Genomic DNA, 16,162 nt, shown 5'->3' with positions numbered 1-16,162 from the left:
TGCGCCGGCGACGTTCAAGGTCGATTGGCAAGGCAGCGCGCCGGTTCTAGGCAAGCCGGCCGATGAGGAGTGGCTGGTCGATTATCTTGGTGTGCGCCCGGCGGCCAAGAGTCTGGCGGAATTGACGGGGTTGGTGGTGAAACTTTGAGGGTGAAGAAGGTCAGGTGAAATCACCTGACCTTCTTCTGCCACTGTCGCCGTGACGGCTACGTGCCAAACGCGCTATAGTCCGAACAGTGCCGATCGCCATGGTCGTGATGCACATGGAGCAACCCCATCGATAGTTCTATATTCAATCCCATGTCTAATTTCCTATGTCTGCTACTGCATCTGCCGCCCGAATGTGGCTTGCGGCGGTGGCACGGTTCGCGTTGTGCCCGGCATTTTTATTGTTTGGCGCTTGCGCTGGCCGGGCCGGTTTATGCCCAGTCGCTTTCTTCGTTGCTCGATCTGGCGCGCAGCACTGAGCCGACCTACCTCGGCGCGAGAAGCAACGTCGAAGCAGCCAAGGCGCGGACTGATCAGGCGTTTGGCGCCTTGTTGCCGCAACTTAGCATGAGCGGGAACACCAATTCCAATCGCCGTGATTACCGGACCAGGAGTACTTCAATACCCCCGGCCGGCGATGCCTACAACAGCAATATGACGCAACTGAGCTTGACACAACCACTCTGGCATTACGCCAATATTGTCGGCTGGCAGCAGGCGGAGGCGGTGGTGGTGCAGGCTGAGCATCAACTGGCCGGCGCCGAGCAGGAACTCTTGAGCAAGCTGGTGACGGCCTGGTTCGACGTGCTGGCGGCTGGCGACACGATTGTTTTTTCCGCACAGCAGGTGAGCGCCCTGCAGCGGGTGTGGGAAGTCGCCCGGCGTGGAGCGGAACTGGGTCAAAGCGGGCAGCCCCAGGTCGATGAGGCCAGATCCAAGCTCGATCAGGCGCTGGCAGATGCGGTGACGGCGGAAACGGATGCGCAGTTGAAGCGGGCGGCGCTGGAGCAGTTAGTCGGCCCCTTGCGTGAGTTGGACTTGCCCTATATGCGAGGCGTTGCAGAGCTGGCGAATCTGAGTACGGAAAAACTGGAAGCCTGGCTGGATGCTGCGCAAGCGGGCAACCCCAATGTTCTCGCTGCCCTGCAAGCTTACGAAGCGGCGGGTGCGGAGGTCAGCAAGCAACGGGCCGGACATTATCCGACCCTGGACATTGTCGCCAGTTATGGCAAGAACAGTCAGGCGGTAGGCGGATTCCCCGGGCAGGCGGGTTACGACATCATGCAAGGAGTGGTCGGTCTGCAACTGAATATCCCGATTTTTTCCGGCGGGACGCAATCGGCCAAGGTCAGTGAGGCGCTGGCGCAGAAGGAAAAAGCGCGGCAGGACATCGAGGCGGCTCGGCGGGCGACCATTTTAGCGGCAAAACAAGCCTGGTTCGGTTGGCATGCAGCCTATGCCCGAGCCATGGCCGGTGTGCAGGCGATCAAGGCGGCACGGTCGGCCATGGCGTTGGCACGGAAGGGGCGTGAGAATGGTTTGAAGACCGAAGCCGACGTTTTGCAGGCGGAACAGCAATGGCGTGCAGCCCAGCGTGATTTTCGCAAAGGGCGTTATGATCAGGTGGTGTCCTTCGTGAAACTGAAGGCTGCGGCGGGGGTGTTAACGGGTGGCGATGTGGCGGCTTTGGATGCGCTGTTCGTCAAGCTGCCGGATGACACGGACCCCGATAACGCGAGGCCGTCGTTCAAGGTGTCCAGACGATGATGACGAACCAGGGTGTGTCGCCGAGCCCCGATGACGAGGGCGATGTTCCGCTCGATCTGCTTTTTTGGGATGCTTTCGTTTCAGCAAAGACCGCCAATGAACGTTGCTCTGCCTGGCTGGCGCTTGTCTGCACACGGATAGAGGGAGCACAGGGAGCGGCTGTGCTGATCGAAAACCTCGATGACCATACTTTCGTGCCCATGGCAGTGTGGCCGAAAGTCAGCACAGATCTTGGGCGGCTGGGGGCCGTGGTCGAGGCTGCGCTACGTGACCGGCGAGGCGTGATGAGGCCAGCACCGGAACCTTCTTCGGCAACCCACATCGCTTATCCCTTGATGGTCGACGAGCGTATTGCCGGGGTGGTGGCCGTTGAAGCGCTTTGCCAGCAGAGCGACATCGGGGATATTCTGCGCGAGGTTCATTGGGGCAGCGCCTGGCTGGCCAATCTCCTGGCGGGCCGGGAACTGGGTGAAGCGATTCGTGCCAAGGAGCGGGTTGATTCCGTGATGGAGGCGACGGCCGTGACCTTGCGTCACGGGAAGTTGCAACAAGCCCTGTTTGAAGTGGCCAATACCCTGCGCCAACGTTTTGCCTGTGCACGGGTTGCCATCGGGCTGGTCAATCGGCAGACGGTGAAGCTATTCGCCTTGTCGGAGGCCGCCAGTTTTGACAAGCATAGTTCCCTGGTCAAAGCCTACGAGCAGGCCATGGATGAAGCCTACGACGCCGGACACGCAGTGCTCTCTCCCGGCCCCGACACCACGGCGGTGCGTGCGGCAAAACACGATGATTTGCGCCGGGTGTCCGGCGCCGGGACTGCACTGTCCTTCCCGATGGCAGTGAGCGTGAACTGTTGCGCCGTGCTGACACTGGAGCGGGAGAGCGGGGAATTCTCAACAGATGATCTACTCTGGCTGGATGCCTTTTCCGCCCTGGCGGCACCTATCATTGACCAGCGCCGGGCAGCGGAGCGCGGCGCGTTTCGGCGTCTGGGCAAAGATCTACAGGACGTTCTCGAAAAAATATTCGGGCCCCGCCATCTGATCTGGAAGGCAGCAACGGCGGCAGTTGTGGTGTTGACGGCAGTGCTCATCCTGCTGCCGATTGAATACCGGGTTTCGGCCAAGACGGTGATCGAAGGCGAGGTGCAGCGGGTCGTCGCCGCGCCGTTCGAAGGCTTTGTCGGCGCCGCCTATGTGCGCGCTGGCGATACCGTGAAAGCGGATCAGTTGCTGGCGCAACTCGATGATCGCGAGTTGCGTATCGAGGAAGCGAAATGGTCAAGCGAGCGCGATCAGTACGACAATCGCTTGCGCGAGGCGATGGCCACACACGAACTGACGGCGATGCAGGTCATCGGAGCACAGTTGCAACAGTCGGAAGCGCAGTTGGCACTGGTCACCGAGAAAATTGCCCACGCCCAGTTGAAGGCGCCGTTTGACGGCATCGTGGTTTCGGGTGACCTCAGCCAGCAGATCGGCGCCCCGGTGGAAGTTGGCAAGAAGCTCTTTGAAATCGCTCCTCTGCAAAGCTACCGCATCATCCTACAGGTCGATGAGCGCGAGATTCGCCACATACAGATGGGTCAGGCGGGTCGCCTGATGATGACGGGAATTGCCAGCGAAGCGATGGATTTCAAGGTGGTCAAAGTGACGCCGGTGGCCACTGCGCAGGAGGGGAAAAATTTCTTCCGGGTCGAAGCCGTGCTGGCCGAAGCGTCGCCACGCCTGCGACCTGGGATGGAAGGCATCGGCAAGATCGAGGTGGGTAGCCATTCGCTGTGGTGGGTGCTGACCCATAGCTTTAGCGACTGGCTGATTCTGACGTTGTGGACCTGGATGCCGTAAGCGATGGCACGCAGCTTGTTCAGCAGTTCCTGGCACAGCGTTGCCGACCTGAAACCGCGCCTGGTGCCGCAGGCAAAAATCAACCGGCACATTTATCGCGGGCAGGTGTGGTACGTGGTTCAGGATCAGACGGGCGGGAACTTTCACCGCCTGTCGTCGGCGGCTTACGCTGTGGTGCTCGGTATGGACGGCGCGCAGACGGTTCAAGAACTTTGGGAAAAAGCCAATACGTCCGCGCACGGTGAGGATGCCTGCACGCAGAACGAGGTGGTCGATCTGCTGGTGCAACTGCATGCGGCCGATCTGTTGCAGCTTGATGTCAATCCCGATTCGGCGGTCCTTTTCCAGCGCTACAAGAAAAAACGCCTGGCTACCTTGAAGCAGTATTTCCTGAACCCGATGAGCATTAAGCTGCCGCTCATCGATCCGAATGTCTTCATCTCCCGCTGGGCGCCGCATGTGGCCTGGTGCTTCGGCCCCAAGGGCCTGTTGCTGTGGCTGGCGGTGGTGTTGCCGGCCCTGATGCTGGCTGGCCAGAACTGGCGCGAGCTGACCAATAATTTCTCGGAACAGATGCTCTCTTCGAGCAATCTCCTGGTGATGGCTTTCGTGTTTCCGATTGTGAAGTTGCTGCACGAGTTGGGGCATGGTTTCGCCACCCGCGTTTGGGGTGGGGCGGTCCATGAGATGGGCTTGATGTTTCTGGTCTTTGCGCCGGTGCCCTACGTCAATGCCTCGGCAGCGTCGTCCTTTCCTTCCAAAACGAGGCGAGCGGTGGTAGCTGCCGCCGGCATGCTGGTCGAGCTTTTTCTGGCCGCTCTGGCGCTCTACGTCTGGCTGCTGGTCGAGCCGGGCGTGGTGCGGGCCGTTGCGCACAACGTCATGACCATCGCCGGAATATCGACGCTGATCGTCAATGGCAACCCATTGTTGCGCTACGACGGTTACTACATCCTCTCCGACCTGATCGAAATGCCCAACCTCGCGCAACGCGGGCAGAAGTATATGGCCTACCTGTGGGACCATCATGTGTTTGGCGCGCACGACCTTGACGAGCCACCCGAAACCGAGGTGGAAAAGCGATGGCTGGTCGTATACACCCCCCTGGCCTGGTGTTACCGGACCTTCGTGACGGTGTCGATCATGCTCTTCATCGCCGGGCAGTATTTCATTTTTGGCGTGCTGATAGCGCTCTGGGGAATTGTCACTCTGATTTTTATTCCCCTTTGGAAGGCTTATCGTCACGTTATGCGTAGCCCAACCCTACAGCGCCATCGAGCACGCGCCGTGCGCCTGTCTTCGGCGTTGCTGGCGGCGATTTTGCTGATCGCTTTTGTGCTTCCGGTACCGCTACGCACCCGGAGTGAGGGCGTTGTCTGGCTGCCCGATCAGGCCATCGTGCGCGCCGGGGGGAAAGGGTTTTTCCGGCACTGGCTGGTCGAGCCCGGGCGGCGTGTGCGGCAGGGCGACGCCTTGTTCGAGCTGGCTGATCCGCTGTTGTTCACCGAGCTGGAAGTGGCGCGCGCCAAGGTGGCCGAGGCACAAGCCAAATATCGTTCAGAACAATTCACCGACCAGGTGAAAGCAGCAACGTCAAGCCGCCAGCTTGAACAGGAGCAGAGCGTATTGGCCAAGCTGGAGGAGCAGGCCGCGAAACTGGTCGCTTATGCCGAGGCGGACGGCGTTTTGGTTGCAGAGAAGGCGCAGGATATGCCGGGGCGTTATTTCAAGAAAGGCGATCTGGCCGGGTATGTGCTGGAGAAAAATGCGCTGATCGTGCGCGTGGTCGTGACGCAGGACGATATCGATCTACTTCGAGCAAGGTTTCGTTCAGCCCAATTGCGCTTTTCCGACTGGATCGGGAATAAGCACGACGTGACACTGGTGCGGCAACCCGCCGGGGCTGTCGATGAGCTGCCGACGGCCGCTCTTGGCTTGTCTGGAGGTGGCCTCATTCCGACCTTGGCCAGCGATACCAACGGCGTCAAGACGGTAGAGCGGGTGTTCATGGTCGATCTGTCCTTACCGCCGGATGTCCCGCCAAGCGCTTTCGGCGAACGCGTGCATGTGCGTTTCAGCCATGGCTGGGAGCCACTGGCCTGGCAAGGTCTGCGTCGCTTGCGGCAGCTTTTGTTGAGTCGTTTCAGTGTCTGACGTTCGTGCCTTGCTGGTTGGGCGTGGCATCGAGGTTGGCGATGGCGCCTATCTGGAGCGTGCCGGACAACCCATACATCAAATCGAAGAATGGTTACGCGACGTGCTCGCGCGCTTTACCACCGGCAGCGCCAATCCTGGCGGACGCTTCGTACGGCGGGTCAATGCGCGCGAGGCGGCGGTACGGGAACTCGATGATTCGGGCTTGCGCGCAGCGCTGCATGGCGTGGCGAGTTGGATGCATAAAAACGGCTTTACCGATGCGCTGGTTGCCGAGGCGTTTGCCGTAGTGCGCGAGGCGTCCTGGCGAACGCTAGGCATGCGTCACCATGACGTGCAGCTACTTGCCGGGCAGGCGCTGTTAAGCGGCAAGATTGCCGAGATGGCTACTGGGGAGGGCAAGACCCTGGCCGCGACACTGGGCGTATGTACTGCCGCCGCTGCCGGTGCAGCGGTCCATGTGGTGACGGTCAATGATTATCTGGCGGAGCGCGATGCCGAGGACAACACGCCTCTCTACAGCTTTTTTGGCTTGACCGTCGGTGTGGTCAAGCAGGACATGTCGGTTGAGGACCGGCACGCGCAGTATGCCAGAGACGTAGTCTACGTATCGAACAAGGAACTGACTTTCGATTACCTCAAAGACAGGATTGCCCTGGGCGCCACGTTGGCGTCACAACTCAAGCTGGAGCGTCTGCGCCGGGCGAGTTCAGCGCGGGGATCGATACTGCGCGGACTGCATGTGGCCATTGTTGACGAGGCCGACAGTGTTCTGATTGATGAGGCCCGGACACCTTTGATCATCTCGGAAACCTTGCCGGATGATCTGGGCGAAGGGGTTTACCAGCAGGCGATTACTCTGGCCGGAAGCCTGCAGCCGGCGATTCATTACATCCAGGGCAAGGATCGGGACATCTGGCTAACGGCTGCCGGCGAAGCTGAAGTGGCAGCGAAAGCAAGGGAACTCGACGGGGTGTGGAAATCACCCCTCTGGCAAAAGGATCTGGTCAGCAAAGCCCTGTCGGCGGTGTACCTCTTTCATCGGGATCAGCACTACATCATCGTCGAGAACAGCGTGCAGATCGTGGACGAGTTTACCGGGCGCGTTATGCCGGACCGGACCTGGGAGCGTGGTTTGCACCAGATGATCGAGGCTAAGGAAAACTGCGAAATCACCGGTCAGCGGCGGACCTTGTCGCAGATTACCTATCAGCGATTTTTTGGCCGTTACCTTTTGCTGGCGGGTATGACCGGAACGGCCAAAGAGGTCGGGCCAGAGCTTAGGCGGGTTTATGATCTGACGGTGACACGTATCCCCACGCATAAACCCAACCGCCGTCGTCGTTTGCCGGATCAGGTGTTTAAGAGTTCTGCACAGCGCTGGGAAGCGGTTGCCAGCCGGGCCAGTGAATTTGCCGCGCAAGGACGAGCCATCCTGATCGGGACGCGCTCGGTGGAGGCTTCCGAAGAACTGAGCCAACTGTTGACGCTCCGGTGCGTGGCGCACACCGTGCTCAATGCCCGTCAAGACGAAGGTGAGGCCGATGCTGTAGCCCAGGCGGGACAGGCCGGGCGCATCACGGTGGCGACCAATATGGCGGGACGCGGGACCGATATCAAGCTGGCGCCCGAAGTCGAGCAGCGTGGCGGTCTGCATGTCATCTTGACCGAGTTCCACGAGAGTTCGCGGGTTGATCGGCAGTTGTTCGGCCGATCGGCACGGCAGGGTAATCCGGGGTCCGTCGAGGCGATGGTCAGTTTGGAGGATGAGCTCTTCCGACGCTATCTGCCACAGCCGATTCGTCAGTACCTGTTGCGCTGGCAGGGAAGCTCAGGCCTTTATGCGCGGTTATTCGGGATCCTGGTTGACTTCGCCCAGTGGCGGGCAGAAAGGCAGAACCGTCGCGTCCGCCTTGATACGATTCGCCGTGATCGCAAGTGGCTAGAAGCGCTTGGTTTTGTTGGTGCCGAGAGGAAATAAGAGCGAAAGAGCGATAGCGTCAGTAACGACGTCGCCCCCCTCGGTTACAATAGCGGCCTTTCAAATCAATGACTTTCTCGAGGTTTCTTAGTGCTTGTCGTCGCCAACATCACCATGCAGTTCGGGGCCAAGCCCCTTTTTGAAAACGTTTCAGTCAAGTTCGGCGAGGGCTATCGCTACGGGTTGATCGGTGCTAACGGCTCCGGCAAATCGACCTTCATGAAAATTCTCGACGGTGAACTGGAAGCCACCGCCGGCAATGTTTCAAAGGACGCCCACGAGCGCATGGCCTACCTGCGCCAGGATCAGTTTGCCTTTGAAGATCAGCGCGTGATCGACGTGGTGATGATGGGTCATGAGGACATGTGGGCCTGCATGCAAGAGAAGGATGCGATCTACGCCAATCCTGAGGCGAGCGAAGAGGACTACCTGCACGCCGCCGAACTGGAAAGCCGCTTTGCCGAGTACGGCGGCTATACCGCCGAATCACGCGCCGGCGAGTTGCTGCTGGGTGTGGGAATTCCGTCCGAGCAGCATTTTGGCCCGATGAGCGAAGTGGCCCCCGGCTGGAAACTGCGCGTTCTGCTCATTCAGGCGCTGTTCGCCAACCCGGACATCCTGCTGCTCGACGAACCGACCAATAACCTCGACATCGCGACCATCCGCTGGCTGGAGAACGTACTCAACGAGCGCAATAGCACGATGATCATCATCTCGCATGATCGTCACTTCCTGAACCAGGTGTGCACACACATGGCCGACCTGGATTACGGCAAGATCACCATCTATCCGGGCAACTATGATGACTTCATGGAAGCGTCATCACAGGCGCGCCTACGCCAGCAGAACGCCAACGCCAAGGCCAAAGAGCGCATCGCCGATCTTCAGGATTTCGTGCGCCGCTTCTCGGCCAACAAGTCCAAGGCCAAGCAGGCCACCTCGCGGGTAAAACTGATCGACAAACTGCGGCCGGAAGACGTCAAGCCATCGTCGCGTCAGTATCCGTGGATTCGTTTTGATTATGACGAAAAGGAAAAACTGCACCGGCAAGCGGTTGAGGTCGAGAACCTGACCTTTGCCTACCCAGGCAGCGAGCGCAAGATTTTCAACAACTTCGATTTCACACTCAACGCTGGCGATCGCCTGGCGATCATTGGCGAGAACGGTGTTGGCAAAACGACTTTTCTTAAACTGCTGATGGGCGAACTGCAAGCGCAGTACGGCAGCATTAAATGGACGGAAAAAGCGCGGCGCGGCTACTATGCGCAGGATCATGCCGATGATTTCAAGAGCGATACCAACCTCACTGACTGGATCGCCGGCTATGCGCGCGCGACAGCCAGCGAGGGCGACGAGATCGAGACGCTGATTCGCGGTACGCTAGGCCGATTGCTGTTCTCCGGCGATGATGTGCGCAAGGCGGTAAAAGTCATCTCCGGTGGGGAACAGGGTCGGATGATCTTCGGCAAGCTGATGCTGATGAAAAATAACGTGCTGATCATGGACGAGCCGACCAACCACCTTGATATGGAATCGATCGAATCACTCAACACCGGGCTGGAGAAATTCAAAGGGACACTGGTCTTCGTTTCACACGATCGCGAGTTTGTTTCCTCGCTGGCGACGCGAATTCTCGAAATCCGCATGGACGGTACGCTGGTTAACTATCTTGGCAACTACGAGGAGTACCTCTCCAGCCAGGGTATTGATTAAAACCATGAGGGGTCGCCTCGCCGACAGCTACGGCTTAGCTGCCAACGATCTCACGGGTATCACGAGCGATCACCAGTTCTTCGTTGGTTGGCACCACCATCACCTTGATTGGCGAATCGTCGGTTGAGATCAGCACTTCCTTGCCGCGCACGTTGTTGGCGGTGGCGTCGAGCCTGATGCCAAGCACAGTAAGACGTTCGACGATCGAGCCACGGAAATCAATGTCATTTTCACCGATGCCGCCGGTGAAAATAATGGCATCGACGCGACCCAGTTCGATGGCATAGGCGCCGATGTATTTGAGGGCGCGGTGACGTAGTACGTCGATGGCGAGCCTGGCGCGGGCATGCCCTTCCTTGGCCGCGCCATGAACGTCGCGCATGTCGGAGCTGATGCCGGAAATTCCGAGCAGGCCGGACTGCTTGTTGAGTGCATTGTCAATGTCGGCAAAGGACATATTGACATTGGTGGCCAGGAAGCTGGGTATGCCAGCGTCAATGTCGCCACAGCGGGTGCCCATGACCATGCCTTCGAGCGGCGTCATGCCCATGCTGGTATCGTAGGACTTGCCCTCCCTGACAGCCGTGAAAGACGAACCATTACCCATGTGGCAGGTGATGCAGTTGAACTGATCGCTGGCGATGCCGAGAATTTTGGCGGCACGCTCGGAAACGAAACGGTGTGAGGTGCCGTGAAAACCGTAACGGCGAACATGGTGCTGTTCGTACCACGCGTAAGGTACGGCGTAAAGGAAGGATTCTGGCGGCATGGTGGCATGAAACGCGGTATCAAAGACCCCCACATTGGCGACACCGGGCATGGCGCTTAGCATCGCCTCAATGCCGGTGATGTTGGCTGGATTGTGCAGCGGTGCAAGGGGAATGTTTTCCCTGAGCGCGGCGAGCACGGCGTCGTTGATGAGCACCGATCCGGAAAATTTTTCGGCGCCATGGACGACGCGGTGGCCGATGGCGCCGATGTCCGCCAGTGACTTGATGACTCCGACCTGCGAGTCAATCAGCTTGCCCAGAACCTGCTTGATCGCCAGTTCATGATCGGGAATGTCGGCAACTTCGTGGACCTTGCCGCCGGTGGCCGGCTCGTAAGTTAAGACCGAATCTTTCATGCCGATACGTTCGACCAGTCCGAAAGCAAGGCGACGTTCATTGCGCATGTCGAGCAGTTGATACTTGAGCGATGAGCTTCCGCAATTGAGTACAAAAACAAACATGATTTATTCCTTTGTGTTGTCACCATGCCGGAAACGCCCGGCTTAAGTTTCTTCAGCTTCGATCTGCTCCGAAATTGCTAGCCATTGCTCTTCGTAGCCGGCCAGGTCCTCGTCGATCTGCTTAAGCTCAAGGCCAAGCTCGCTGATTTCCTTCGCCGGCAGGGGTTGGGACAAGCGTGCTTCGAGCGCGTGCTTTCTTGTCTGACGGTCAAGCATCGTCTGTTCGAGCTTACCCTGATCGCGTTTTAGGGCCTTCAGATTGAGCGAGATCTTCTTGTTGGCCAGCACCGGCGCCGGCGCTTGGGTGACGATTTCCTTGGCCTCTTTCAAGGATTCTTTCAACGCCTCGCGCGCCCGCTTGGCCTCGTCGAGCAGGTAGCGCTGGTAGTCGTCGAGGTCGCCGTCGAAGGGTTCGACGCCGCCGCGTGAAACCAGCCAGAATTCGTCGCACACCGAGCGCAGCAACGAGCGATCGTGGCTGACCAGCATCACCGTGCCCTCGAATTCGTTGAGCGCCATCGACAATGCTTCGCGTGTTGCCAGATCGAGGTGGTTAGTCGGTTCGTCGAGCAGCAGCAGGTTCGGGCGTTGCCAGACGATCATGCACAACACCAGGCGTGCTTTTTCGCCGCCACTCATGGTGCCGACTGGCTGCTTGACCATGTCGCCACTGAAATTGAAGGTGCCGAGGAAGGTGCGCAAATCCTGTTCGCGGCCGCTTTGCCCGGCAGGCAGACCCTCTTTCGCCATGCGCGTCATGTGTTCGAGCGGATTGTCGAGCGGTCGCAGCACGTCGAGTTCCTGCTGCGCGAAGTAGCCGATATTCAGGCCTTTGCCCTCCTGCACGATGCCGCTGATCGGCGCCAGTACGCGGGCCACGGTCTTGACCAGCGTCGACTTGCCCTGGCCGTTGGCGCCGAGGATACCGATACGCTGGCCGGCCATCACCGACTTGCTGACGTTGCGCACGATCACCGTCGGCGGGGTTCCGGCCGGTGCATCCTCTGGCGGCGGATAACCGAAACAGGCGGCCTCCATGGCCAGCATCGGGTTGGGCAGATTGGCCGGCTCCTTAAACTCGAAGGTGAAGTCGGCGCTGGCCAGCACTGGCGCCAGACGCTCCATACGGTCGAGTGCCTTGATCCGGCTTTGTGCCTGCTTGGCCTTGCTGGCCTTGGCCTTGAAGCGCAGGATGAACTTTTGCAGATGGGCAATCTTGTCCTGCTGCTTGATGTAGGAATTTTGCTGCAATTCCATCTGCTGCGCCCGCATGTCTTCGAAGGTACTGTAGTTGCCGCCGTAGCGGGTCAACTTGCCATTGTCAATGTGTAGCGTTACCGAGGTGACGGCGTCGAGGAATTCCCGGTCGTGGCTGATCACCACCATCGTCCCGTCATAACGCTTGAGCCAGGCCTCAAGCCAGACCAGAGCGTCGAGATCGAGGTGGTTGGTCGGTTCGTCGAGCAGCAGCAGGTCGGACGGGCACATCAGTGCACGCGCCAGTTGCAGGCGCATGCGCCAGCCGCCGGAAAAACTGTTCACCGGGTTGGAGAGCTCGGTCGTCTTGAATCCGAGGCCGAGAATCAGTGCTTGTGCGCGTGCCTGGGCGTCGTGCGCGCCGGCGTCGTGCAAGGCCATGTAAGCGTGCGCCATGCGCTCACCGTCATCAGTGCTTTCGGCGGCATGCACCTCGTTCTGTGCAGCGAGCAGCACGCTATCGCCCTCGATCACGAAGTCGGTGGCCGACTGGGCGGTCTCCGGCATTTCCTGCGCGACCTGCGCCATGCGCCACTGCGCGGGCAGGGAAAAGTCGCCGGCATCTTCATGAAGAGTGCCGTTAAAGAGCGCAAACAGCGTTGATTTTCCTGCGCCATTACGGCCGACCAAGCCAACTTTTTCGCCGGGATTGAGCGTAACTGAGGCGTTATCCAGAAGCACCTTGGCGCTGCGGCGCAGGGTGACGCTCTTGAGGGTGATCATGCAGGAGAACTCCAATCGGTGGTGCATTTGAATCAACAATAACTGCGAACCACCAAGTCACCAAGATGCCCTGCAGGAAATCCCCTTGGGGGACACCAAGGAGCACCAAGAAAATCAAGGTCTACCCTTGGTGTAACTTTGTGCCTTGGTGACTTGGTGGTTCGCCTTTAACGTTCAAAACTTAACGGAAAACCACCGTCTTGTTGCCATGCACCAACACGCGGTCTTCTAGGTGGTAGCGCAGGCCGCGCGCGAGAACGGCCTTTTCGATGTCCTTGCCGTAGCGCACCATGTCCTCGACCGAATCGGAGTGGTCGATGCGGATCACGTCCTGTTCGATGATCGGCCCCTGATCGAGTTCGCTCGTTACGTAATGGCAGGTCGCGCCGATCAGTTTGACACCGCGCTGATAAGCTTGATGGTAGGGCTTGGCGCCGACGAAGCTGGGCAGGAAGGAGTGGTGGATGTTGAGGATTTGGTTGGGATATTTTTCGCATAGTTCCGGCGAGAGAATCTGCATGTAGCGCGCCAGCACCATCGTCTCGCCCTTCACTTCGTCGTACAGGCGCTGTATTTCAGCGTAGGCCGCTGCCCGATTGTCCGGGCTGACCGGTACGACATGGAAGGGGATGCCATGCCACTCGACAAAGCCCTTGAAGGTATCGTGATTCGATATGACACAGGGAATTTCGATATCGAGTTCCTTCGACTGCCAGCGCGCCAGCAGATCATAAAGGCAGTGTTCCTGCCGACTGACCATCAGCACGACACGTTTTTTGACCGCCGAATCGCTGATCTTCCAGTTCATCTGAAGTTCTTCGGCGATCGGGCGGAAGCGCTCACGAAATTCGGCGAGATGGAAAGGCAGCGAATCCGCTTTGACCTCGATGCGCATGAAGTAACGGCCTCCATCTGCGCCGTTGCCGTCGTCGGCGTGGTAACTCGATTCGAGAATCCACCCCTGGTGTTCGGCAATGAAGCCGGAAACGCGGGCGATGATTCCCACCCTATCGGGGCAGGACGCGGAGAGTGTGTAGAACCGTTGAGGATGCATGAATTTCAATGAGTTTCATTGCTCCGACACGCGGGCGAAAGCCTTGTCGATTTCCGCGCGCAGTTCGTCGTAGCTGTTGGTCACCGGGTATTGCGGGAACTCGCGAATCACGTTCTGCGGCGGATGAAAGAGAATTCCGGCGTGAGCTTCGCCAAGCATGGCAGTGTCATTGTACGAGTCACCGGCCGCCACCACGGTGAAATTCATCTCCTTGAAACGCTTGACAGCTTCCCGCTTCTGCTCGGGCATGCGCAGATGATAATTGACCACCATGCCATTGACGTTGGTTTCGAGGCTGTGGCAAAACAGCGTCGGCCAGCCCAATTGACGCATCAGCGGGTGGGCAAACTCGTAGAAGGTGTCGGAAAGAATGATGACTTCGCAGTCCTCGCGCAGTTTGTCGAGGAAGGCGCGTGCGCCCGGCATCGGCCCCATTGCACAAATGACCTTCTGAATATCCGGCAGGCCAAGCCCGTGTTCGGCGAGCAGGCCGAGGCGGTACTTCATCAAAGTGTCATAGTTCGGCTCGTCGCGCGTCGTGCGGCGAAACTCTGAAATCCCGGTGCGTTCGGCAAAGCTTATCCAGATTTCCGGGACGAGCACGCCCTCAAGGTCGAGGCAGACGATTTTCACAAAGAACTCCCTACGCTTTGATATTAAATTCAGCCGGCCATTTTAACAAAATGCGCTGGGGCCGATGCGGCAGATTTCCTCCAAAATTCCGCGATAGAAATTCTCACGGCTCGGCGGACGGGATTTTTTGTTCTGGAGTTCGCGGCCAATGAAGCTGCCGTGCTGCCCATCAAGAGCTAGCACGGCGATTGTCATGCCGATGGTATAATTCGGCGAATTTTTGACGTACCGATCCGGGCGCGATGCACTTTCAGCGAGTGCAAAAAGTACACTTTTTGCACGACAAGTTAAAAACGCCTTTTATTGTACTGGCAGGCTAGTTTTCAGTGCGAAAACCGTTGCGGAAAACAAAATGCAAATTCACTCAATACGTGCTACCTTTTTGCACTATGGAAACGCATGAATCCCATCTCACGAACCCTATGACGCCCAGGATTGGCTACGCTCGTGTCAGTAGCGTCGGTCAGCAGCGAGAAATGACGCACCCTCAATAAGGAACGGCATGCCAGTCATCTTTCGGTACAGGGGATTCCGGTTCTTCTTCTACTCCAATGAAGGCAGCCCAAGAGAACCAATACACGCACATGTTCGCGGTAGTGGGGGTGAGGCAAAATTCTGGCTGCATCCCATGGTTCATCTGGGTAGTAGCGATGGCTTTGATGCGGGGATGTTGCGGGAACTGGCGGAAGTCGTAGAGCAAAACGCGACGCTTATTGAAAGGGCATGGAATGAACACTTCAGCTAAATCGGTGCGGTTTGACGATAACAGTATGTGGGTCGAGTTGTCAGATGGCCGCACGCTAGGAATCCCGTTGGTTTGGTTTCCCCGGCTACTGCATGCGAGGCCGGAACAGCGCCAAAAATGTGAACTGTCGGTTAGCGGGATTCATTGGGATGAACTTGACGAAGATATTTCAGTGGACGGTCTTTTGGCGGGTCGCGGCGACTCCACGCGTGCCACAAAGATTGCTGCTTAGAAAATTCGAAGGGGCATCCCTAAGCAACCGCATTCGATTGCCGTGGAATCGCATTCGGCGAGCTTAACGGTCGAAGTATTGGAGTTGGTAAATCATGCCAGACGATGCCGGAGCGTGCTGATTTTCAGTCCGCACAGTCAATATGCCTACAGCTTAACTCGCAATGCCCGATCGCTCCGAATCCCTTTCACGCAAAAACGTCTGATTTACGAGCTCAAAGGAAACGCCCAATGCGCATTCGTAGCTTGCTGGCCGGTAGCCTGCTGTTAGCGTTGCTGTCGCCAAGACCGCCGCTATGGGCGCAAACACCGCAAACATTTGAACAGGCGAGTGCGCAGCGCGCCCGCGCGGCACAGATGCGCGACGCGGCAGAACAACGTTTCGTCGCCGAGCAGCAGGACTGTTACCAGAAATTTCTGGTCAATAGCTGCCTGGACGAAGCCAAGAAGCGCCGGACCACAGCCCTGATCGAGGCGCGAAACCTTGACCTTCCGGCGCGCGATTTTCAGCGTGAAGCCAAGCGTGCCAACGTTGAAGCAAAAGAGGAACAGCGTGCCGCCAACGCGCCACGCCGCGCCGCAGAGCAGGCGGAACAGGCCGCAAACTATCGCGCCGATGAATCGGCCAAGACTGCTGAACTCGAGAAAAAGATTGCCGAAAAAGAAAAAATGGCGGTCGAGGGGCGACAGAAAACGGCAGCCAACCAGGCACGGCGACAGGCCAAACAGGAACAGCGGGCAAAGCGGGATGCCGAACTGGCGGCAAGGAGAGCGAGCAAACAATAGGCTGAGAGTTTGCAAAAAAATATTGCTGCCTGATTTCCACGCTCGTCACCCC

Annotated in this window: 12 protein-coding genes; 8 read left to right on the top strand and 4 right to left on the bottom strand. The window is 58.3% G+C overall.

Translation table 11 applies throughout. The annotated features are described in order from the left end of the window. Nucleotides 1-393: 393 nt before the first annotated feature. The 5 genes from Q1J43_RS05665 (at nt 394) to Q1J43_RS05645 (ending at nt 9,450) form a co-directional block, all read left to right on the top strand. Nucleotides 394-1,755 carry a TolC family outer membrane protein gene (locus Q1J43_RS05665; protein WP_301101419.1) on the top strand — a complete coding sequence of 454 codons (1,362 nt, stop codon included), beginning with the start codon at nt 394-396 and terminating at the stop codon, nt 1,753-1,755. Beyond that, complete coding sequence (locus tag Q1J43_RS05660) at nt 1,752-3,602, top strand: HlyD family efflux transporter periplasmic adaptor subunit (RefSeq protein ID WP_301101418.1); 1,851 nt, start codon at nt 1,752-1,754, stop codon at nt 3,600-3,602. Before Q1J43_RS05665 ends, Q1J43_RS05660 begins: the two co-directional genes overlap by 4 nt. A gap of 3 nt (nt 3,603-3,605) precedes the next feature. Continuing rightward, nucleotides 3,606-5,756 (top strand): peptidase M50, encoded by a 2,151-nt coding sequence (locus Q1J43_RS05655; protein WP_301101417.1) that lies wholly within the window; start codon nt 3,606-3,608, stop codon nt 5,754-5,756. Beyond that, on the top strand, nt 5,749-7,737 hold the full coding sequence (locus Q1J43_RS05650) for a preprotein translocase subunit SecA (RefSeq protein ID WP_301101416.1): 1,989 nt from the start codon (nt 5,749-5,751) through the stop codon (nt 7,735-7,737). The genes Q1J43_RS05655 and Q1J43_RS05650 overlap by 8 nt, the downstream gene beginning before the upstream one ends. 90 nt (nt 7,738-7,827) lie before the next feature. Further along, nucleotides 7,828-9,450, top strand: a complete 1,623-nt coding sequence (locus Q1J43_RS05645) for an ABC-F family ATPase (protein WP_301101415.1) — start codon at nt 7,828-7,830, stop codon at nt 9,448-9,450. A gap of 34 nt (nt 9,451-9,484) precedes the next feature. Here Q1J43_RS05645 and Q1J43_RS05640 read toward each other — a convergent pair whose 3' ends face one another. The 4 genes from Q1J43_RS05640 to thrH form a co-directional block, all read right to left on the bottom strand. Next, nucleotides 9,485-10,681, bottom strand: a complete 1,197-nt coding sequence (locus tag Q1J43_RS05640) for an acetate kinase (protein WP_301101414.1) — start codon at nt 10,679-10,681, stop codon at nt 9,485-9,487. A 42-nt stretch (nt 10,682-10,723) separates the two neighbouring features. Beyond that, nucleotides 10,724-12,661 carry an ATP-binding cassette domain-containing protein gene (locus Q1J43_RS05635; RefSeq protein WP_301101413.1) on the bottom strand — a complete coding sequence of 646 codons (1,938 nt, stop codon included), beginning with the start codon at nt 12,659-12,661 and terminating at the stop codon, nt 10,724-10,726. 181 nt (nt 12,662-12,842) lie between these two features. Beyond that, nucleotides 12,843-13,715 carry a formyltetrahydrofolate deformylase gene (purU, locus tag Q1J43_RS05630; protein ID WP_301101412.1) on the bottom strand — a complete coding sequence of 291 codons (873 nt, stop codon included), beginning with the start codon at nt 13,713-13,715 and terminating at the stop codon, nt 12,843-12,845. 15 nt (nt 13,716-13,730) lie between these two features. Continuing rightward, nucleotides 13,731-14,348 carry a bifunctional phosphoserine phosphatase/homoserine phosphotransferase ThrH gene (thrH, locus tag Q1J43_RS05625; RefSeq protein ID WP_301101411.1) on the bottom strand — a complete coding sequence of 206 codons (618 nt, stop codon included), beginning with the start codon at nt 14,346-14,348 and terminating at the stop codon, nt 13,731-13,733. A 502-nt stretch (nt 14,349-14,850) separates the two neighbouring features. On the opposite strand from thrH, the gene Q1J43_RS15885 reads away from it, so the two are divergent. From Q1J43_RS15885 to Q1J43_RS05615, 3 genes are all read left to right on the top strand, one after another. Next, nucleotides 14,851-15,093 (top strand): DUF4160 domain-containing protein, encoded by a 243-nt coding sequence (locus tag Q1J43_RS15885; protein ID WP_366141850.1) that lies wholly within the window; start codon nt 14,851-14,853, stop codon nt 15,091-15,093. Continuing rightward, a complete protein-coding gene (locus tag Q1J43_RS05620) occupies nt 15,077-15,325 on the top strand; it encodes a DUF2442 domain-containing protein (protein ID WP_301101410.1) in 249 nt (82 codons plus the stop codon). The genes Q1J43_RS15885 and Q1J43_RS05620 overlap by 17 nt, the downstream gene beginning before the upstream one ends. A 230-nt stretch (nt 15,326-15,555) precedes the next feature. After that, nucleotides 15,556-16,110, top strand: coding sequence for a hypothetical protein (locus tag Q1J43_RS05615; RefSeq protein ID WP_301101409.1), 555 nt, complete (start codon nt 15,556-15,558; stop codon nt 16,108-16,110). Nucleotides 16,111-16,162: the final 52 nt, after the last annotated feature.

The organism is Propionivibrio sp., from assembly GCF_029255185.1.
Taxonomy (GTDB): domain Bacteria; phylum Pseudomonadota; class Gammaproteobacteria; order Burkholderiales; family Rhodocyclaceae; genus Propionivibrio.
This window is presented reverse-complemented; position numbering and strand designations above follow the sequence as displayed.

What these genes read in the sequence shown, in the direction of transcription:
- Q1J43_RS05615 (WP_301101409.1), top strand. Translation starts at nt 15,556, where the DNA reads ATGCGCATTCGTAGCTTGCTGGCCGGTAGCCTGCTGTTAGCGTTGCTG.
- Q1J43_RS05655 (WP_301101417.1), top strand. Translation starts at nt 3,606, where the DNA reads ATGGCACGCAGCTTGTTCAGCAGTTCCTGGCACAGCGTTGCCGACCTG.
- Q1J43_RS15885 (WP_366141850.1), top strand. Translation starts at nt 14,851, where the DNA reads ATGCCAGTCATCTTTCGGTACAGGGGATTCCGGTTCTTCTTCTACTCC.
- Q1J43_RS05640 (WP_301101414.1), bottom strand. Translation starts at nt 10,681, where the DNA reads ATGTTTGTTTTTGTACTCAATTGCGGAAGCTCATCGCTCAAGTATCAA.
- Q1J43_RS05660 (WP_301101418.1), top strand. Translation starts at nt 1,752, where the DNA reads ATGATGACGAACCAGGGTGTGTCGCCGAGCCCCGATGACGAGGGCGAT.
- purU (WP_301101412.1), bottom strand. Translation starts at nt 13,715, where the DNA reads ATGCATCCTCAACGGTTCTACACACTCTCCGCGTCCTGCCCCGATAGG.
- Q1J43_RS05635 (WP_301101413.1), bottom strand. Translation starts at nt 12,661, where the DNA reads ATGATCACCCTCAAGAGCGTCACCCTGCGCCGCAGCGCCAAGGTGCTT.
- Q1J43_RS05620 (WP_301101410.1), top strand. Translation starts at nt 15,077, where the DNA reads ATGAACACTTCAGCTAAATCGGTGCGGTTTGACGATAACAGTATGTGG.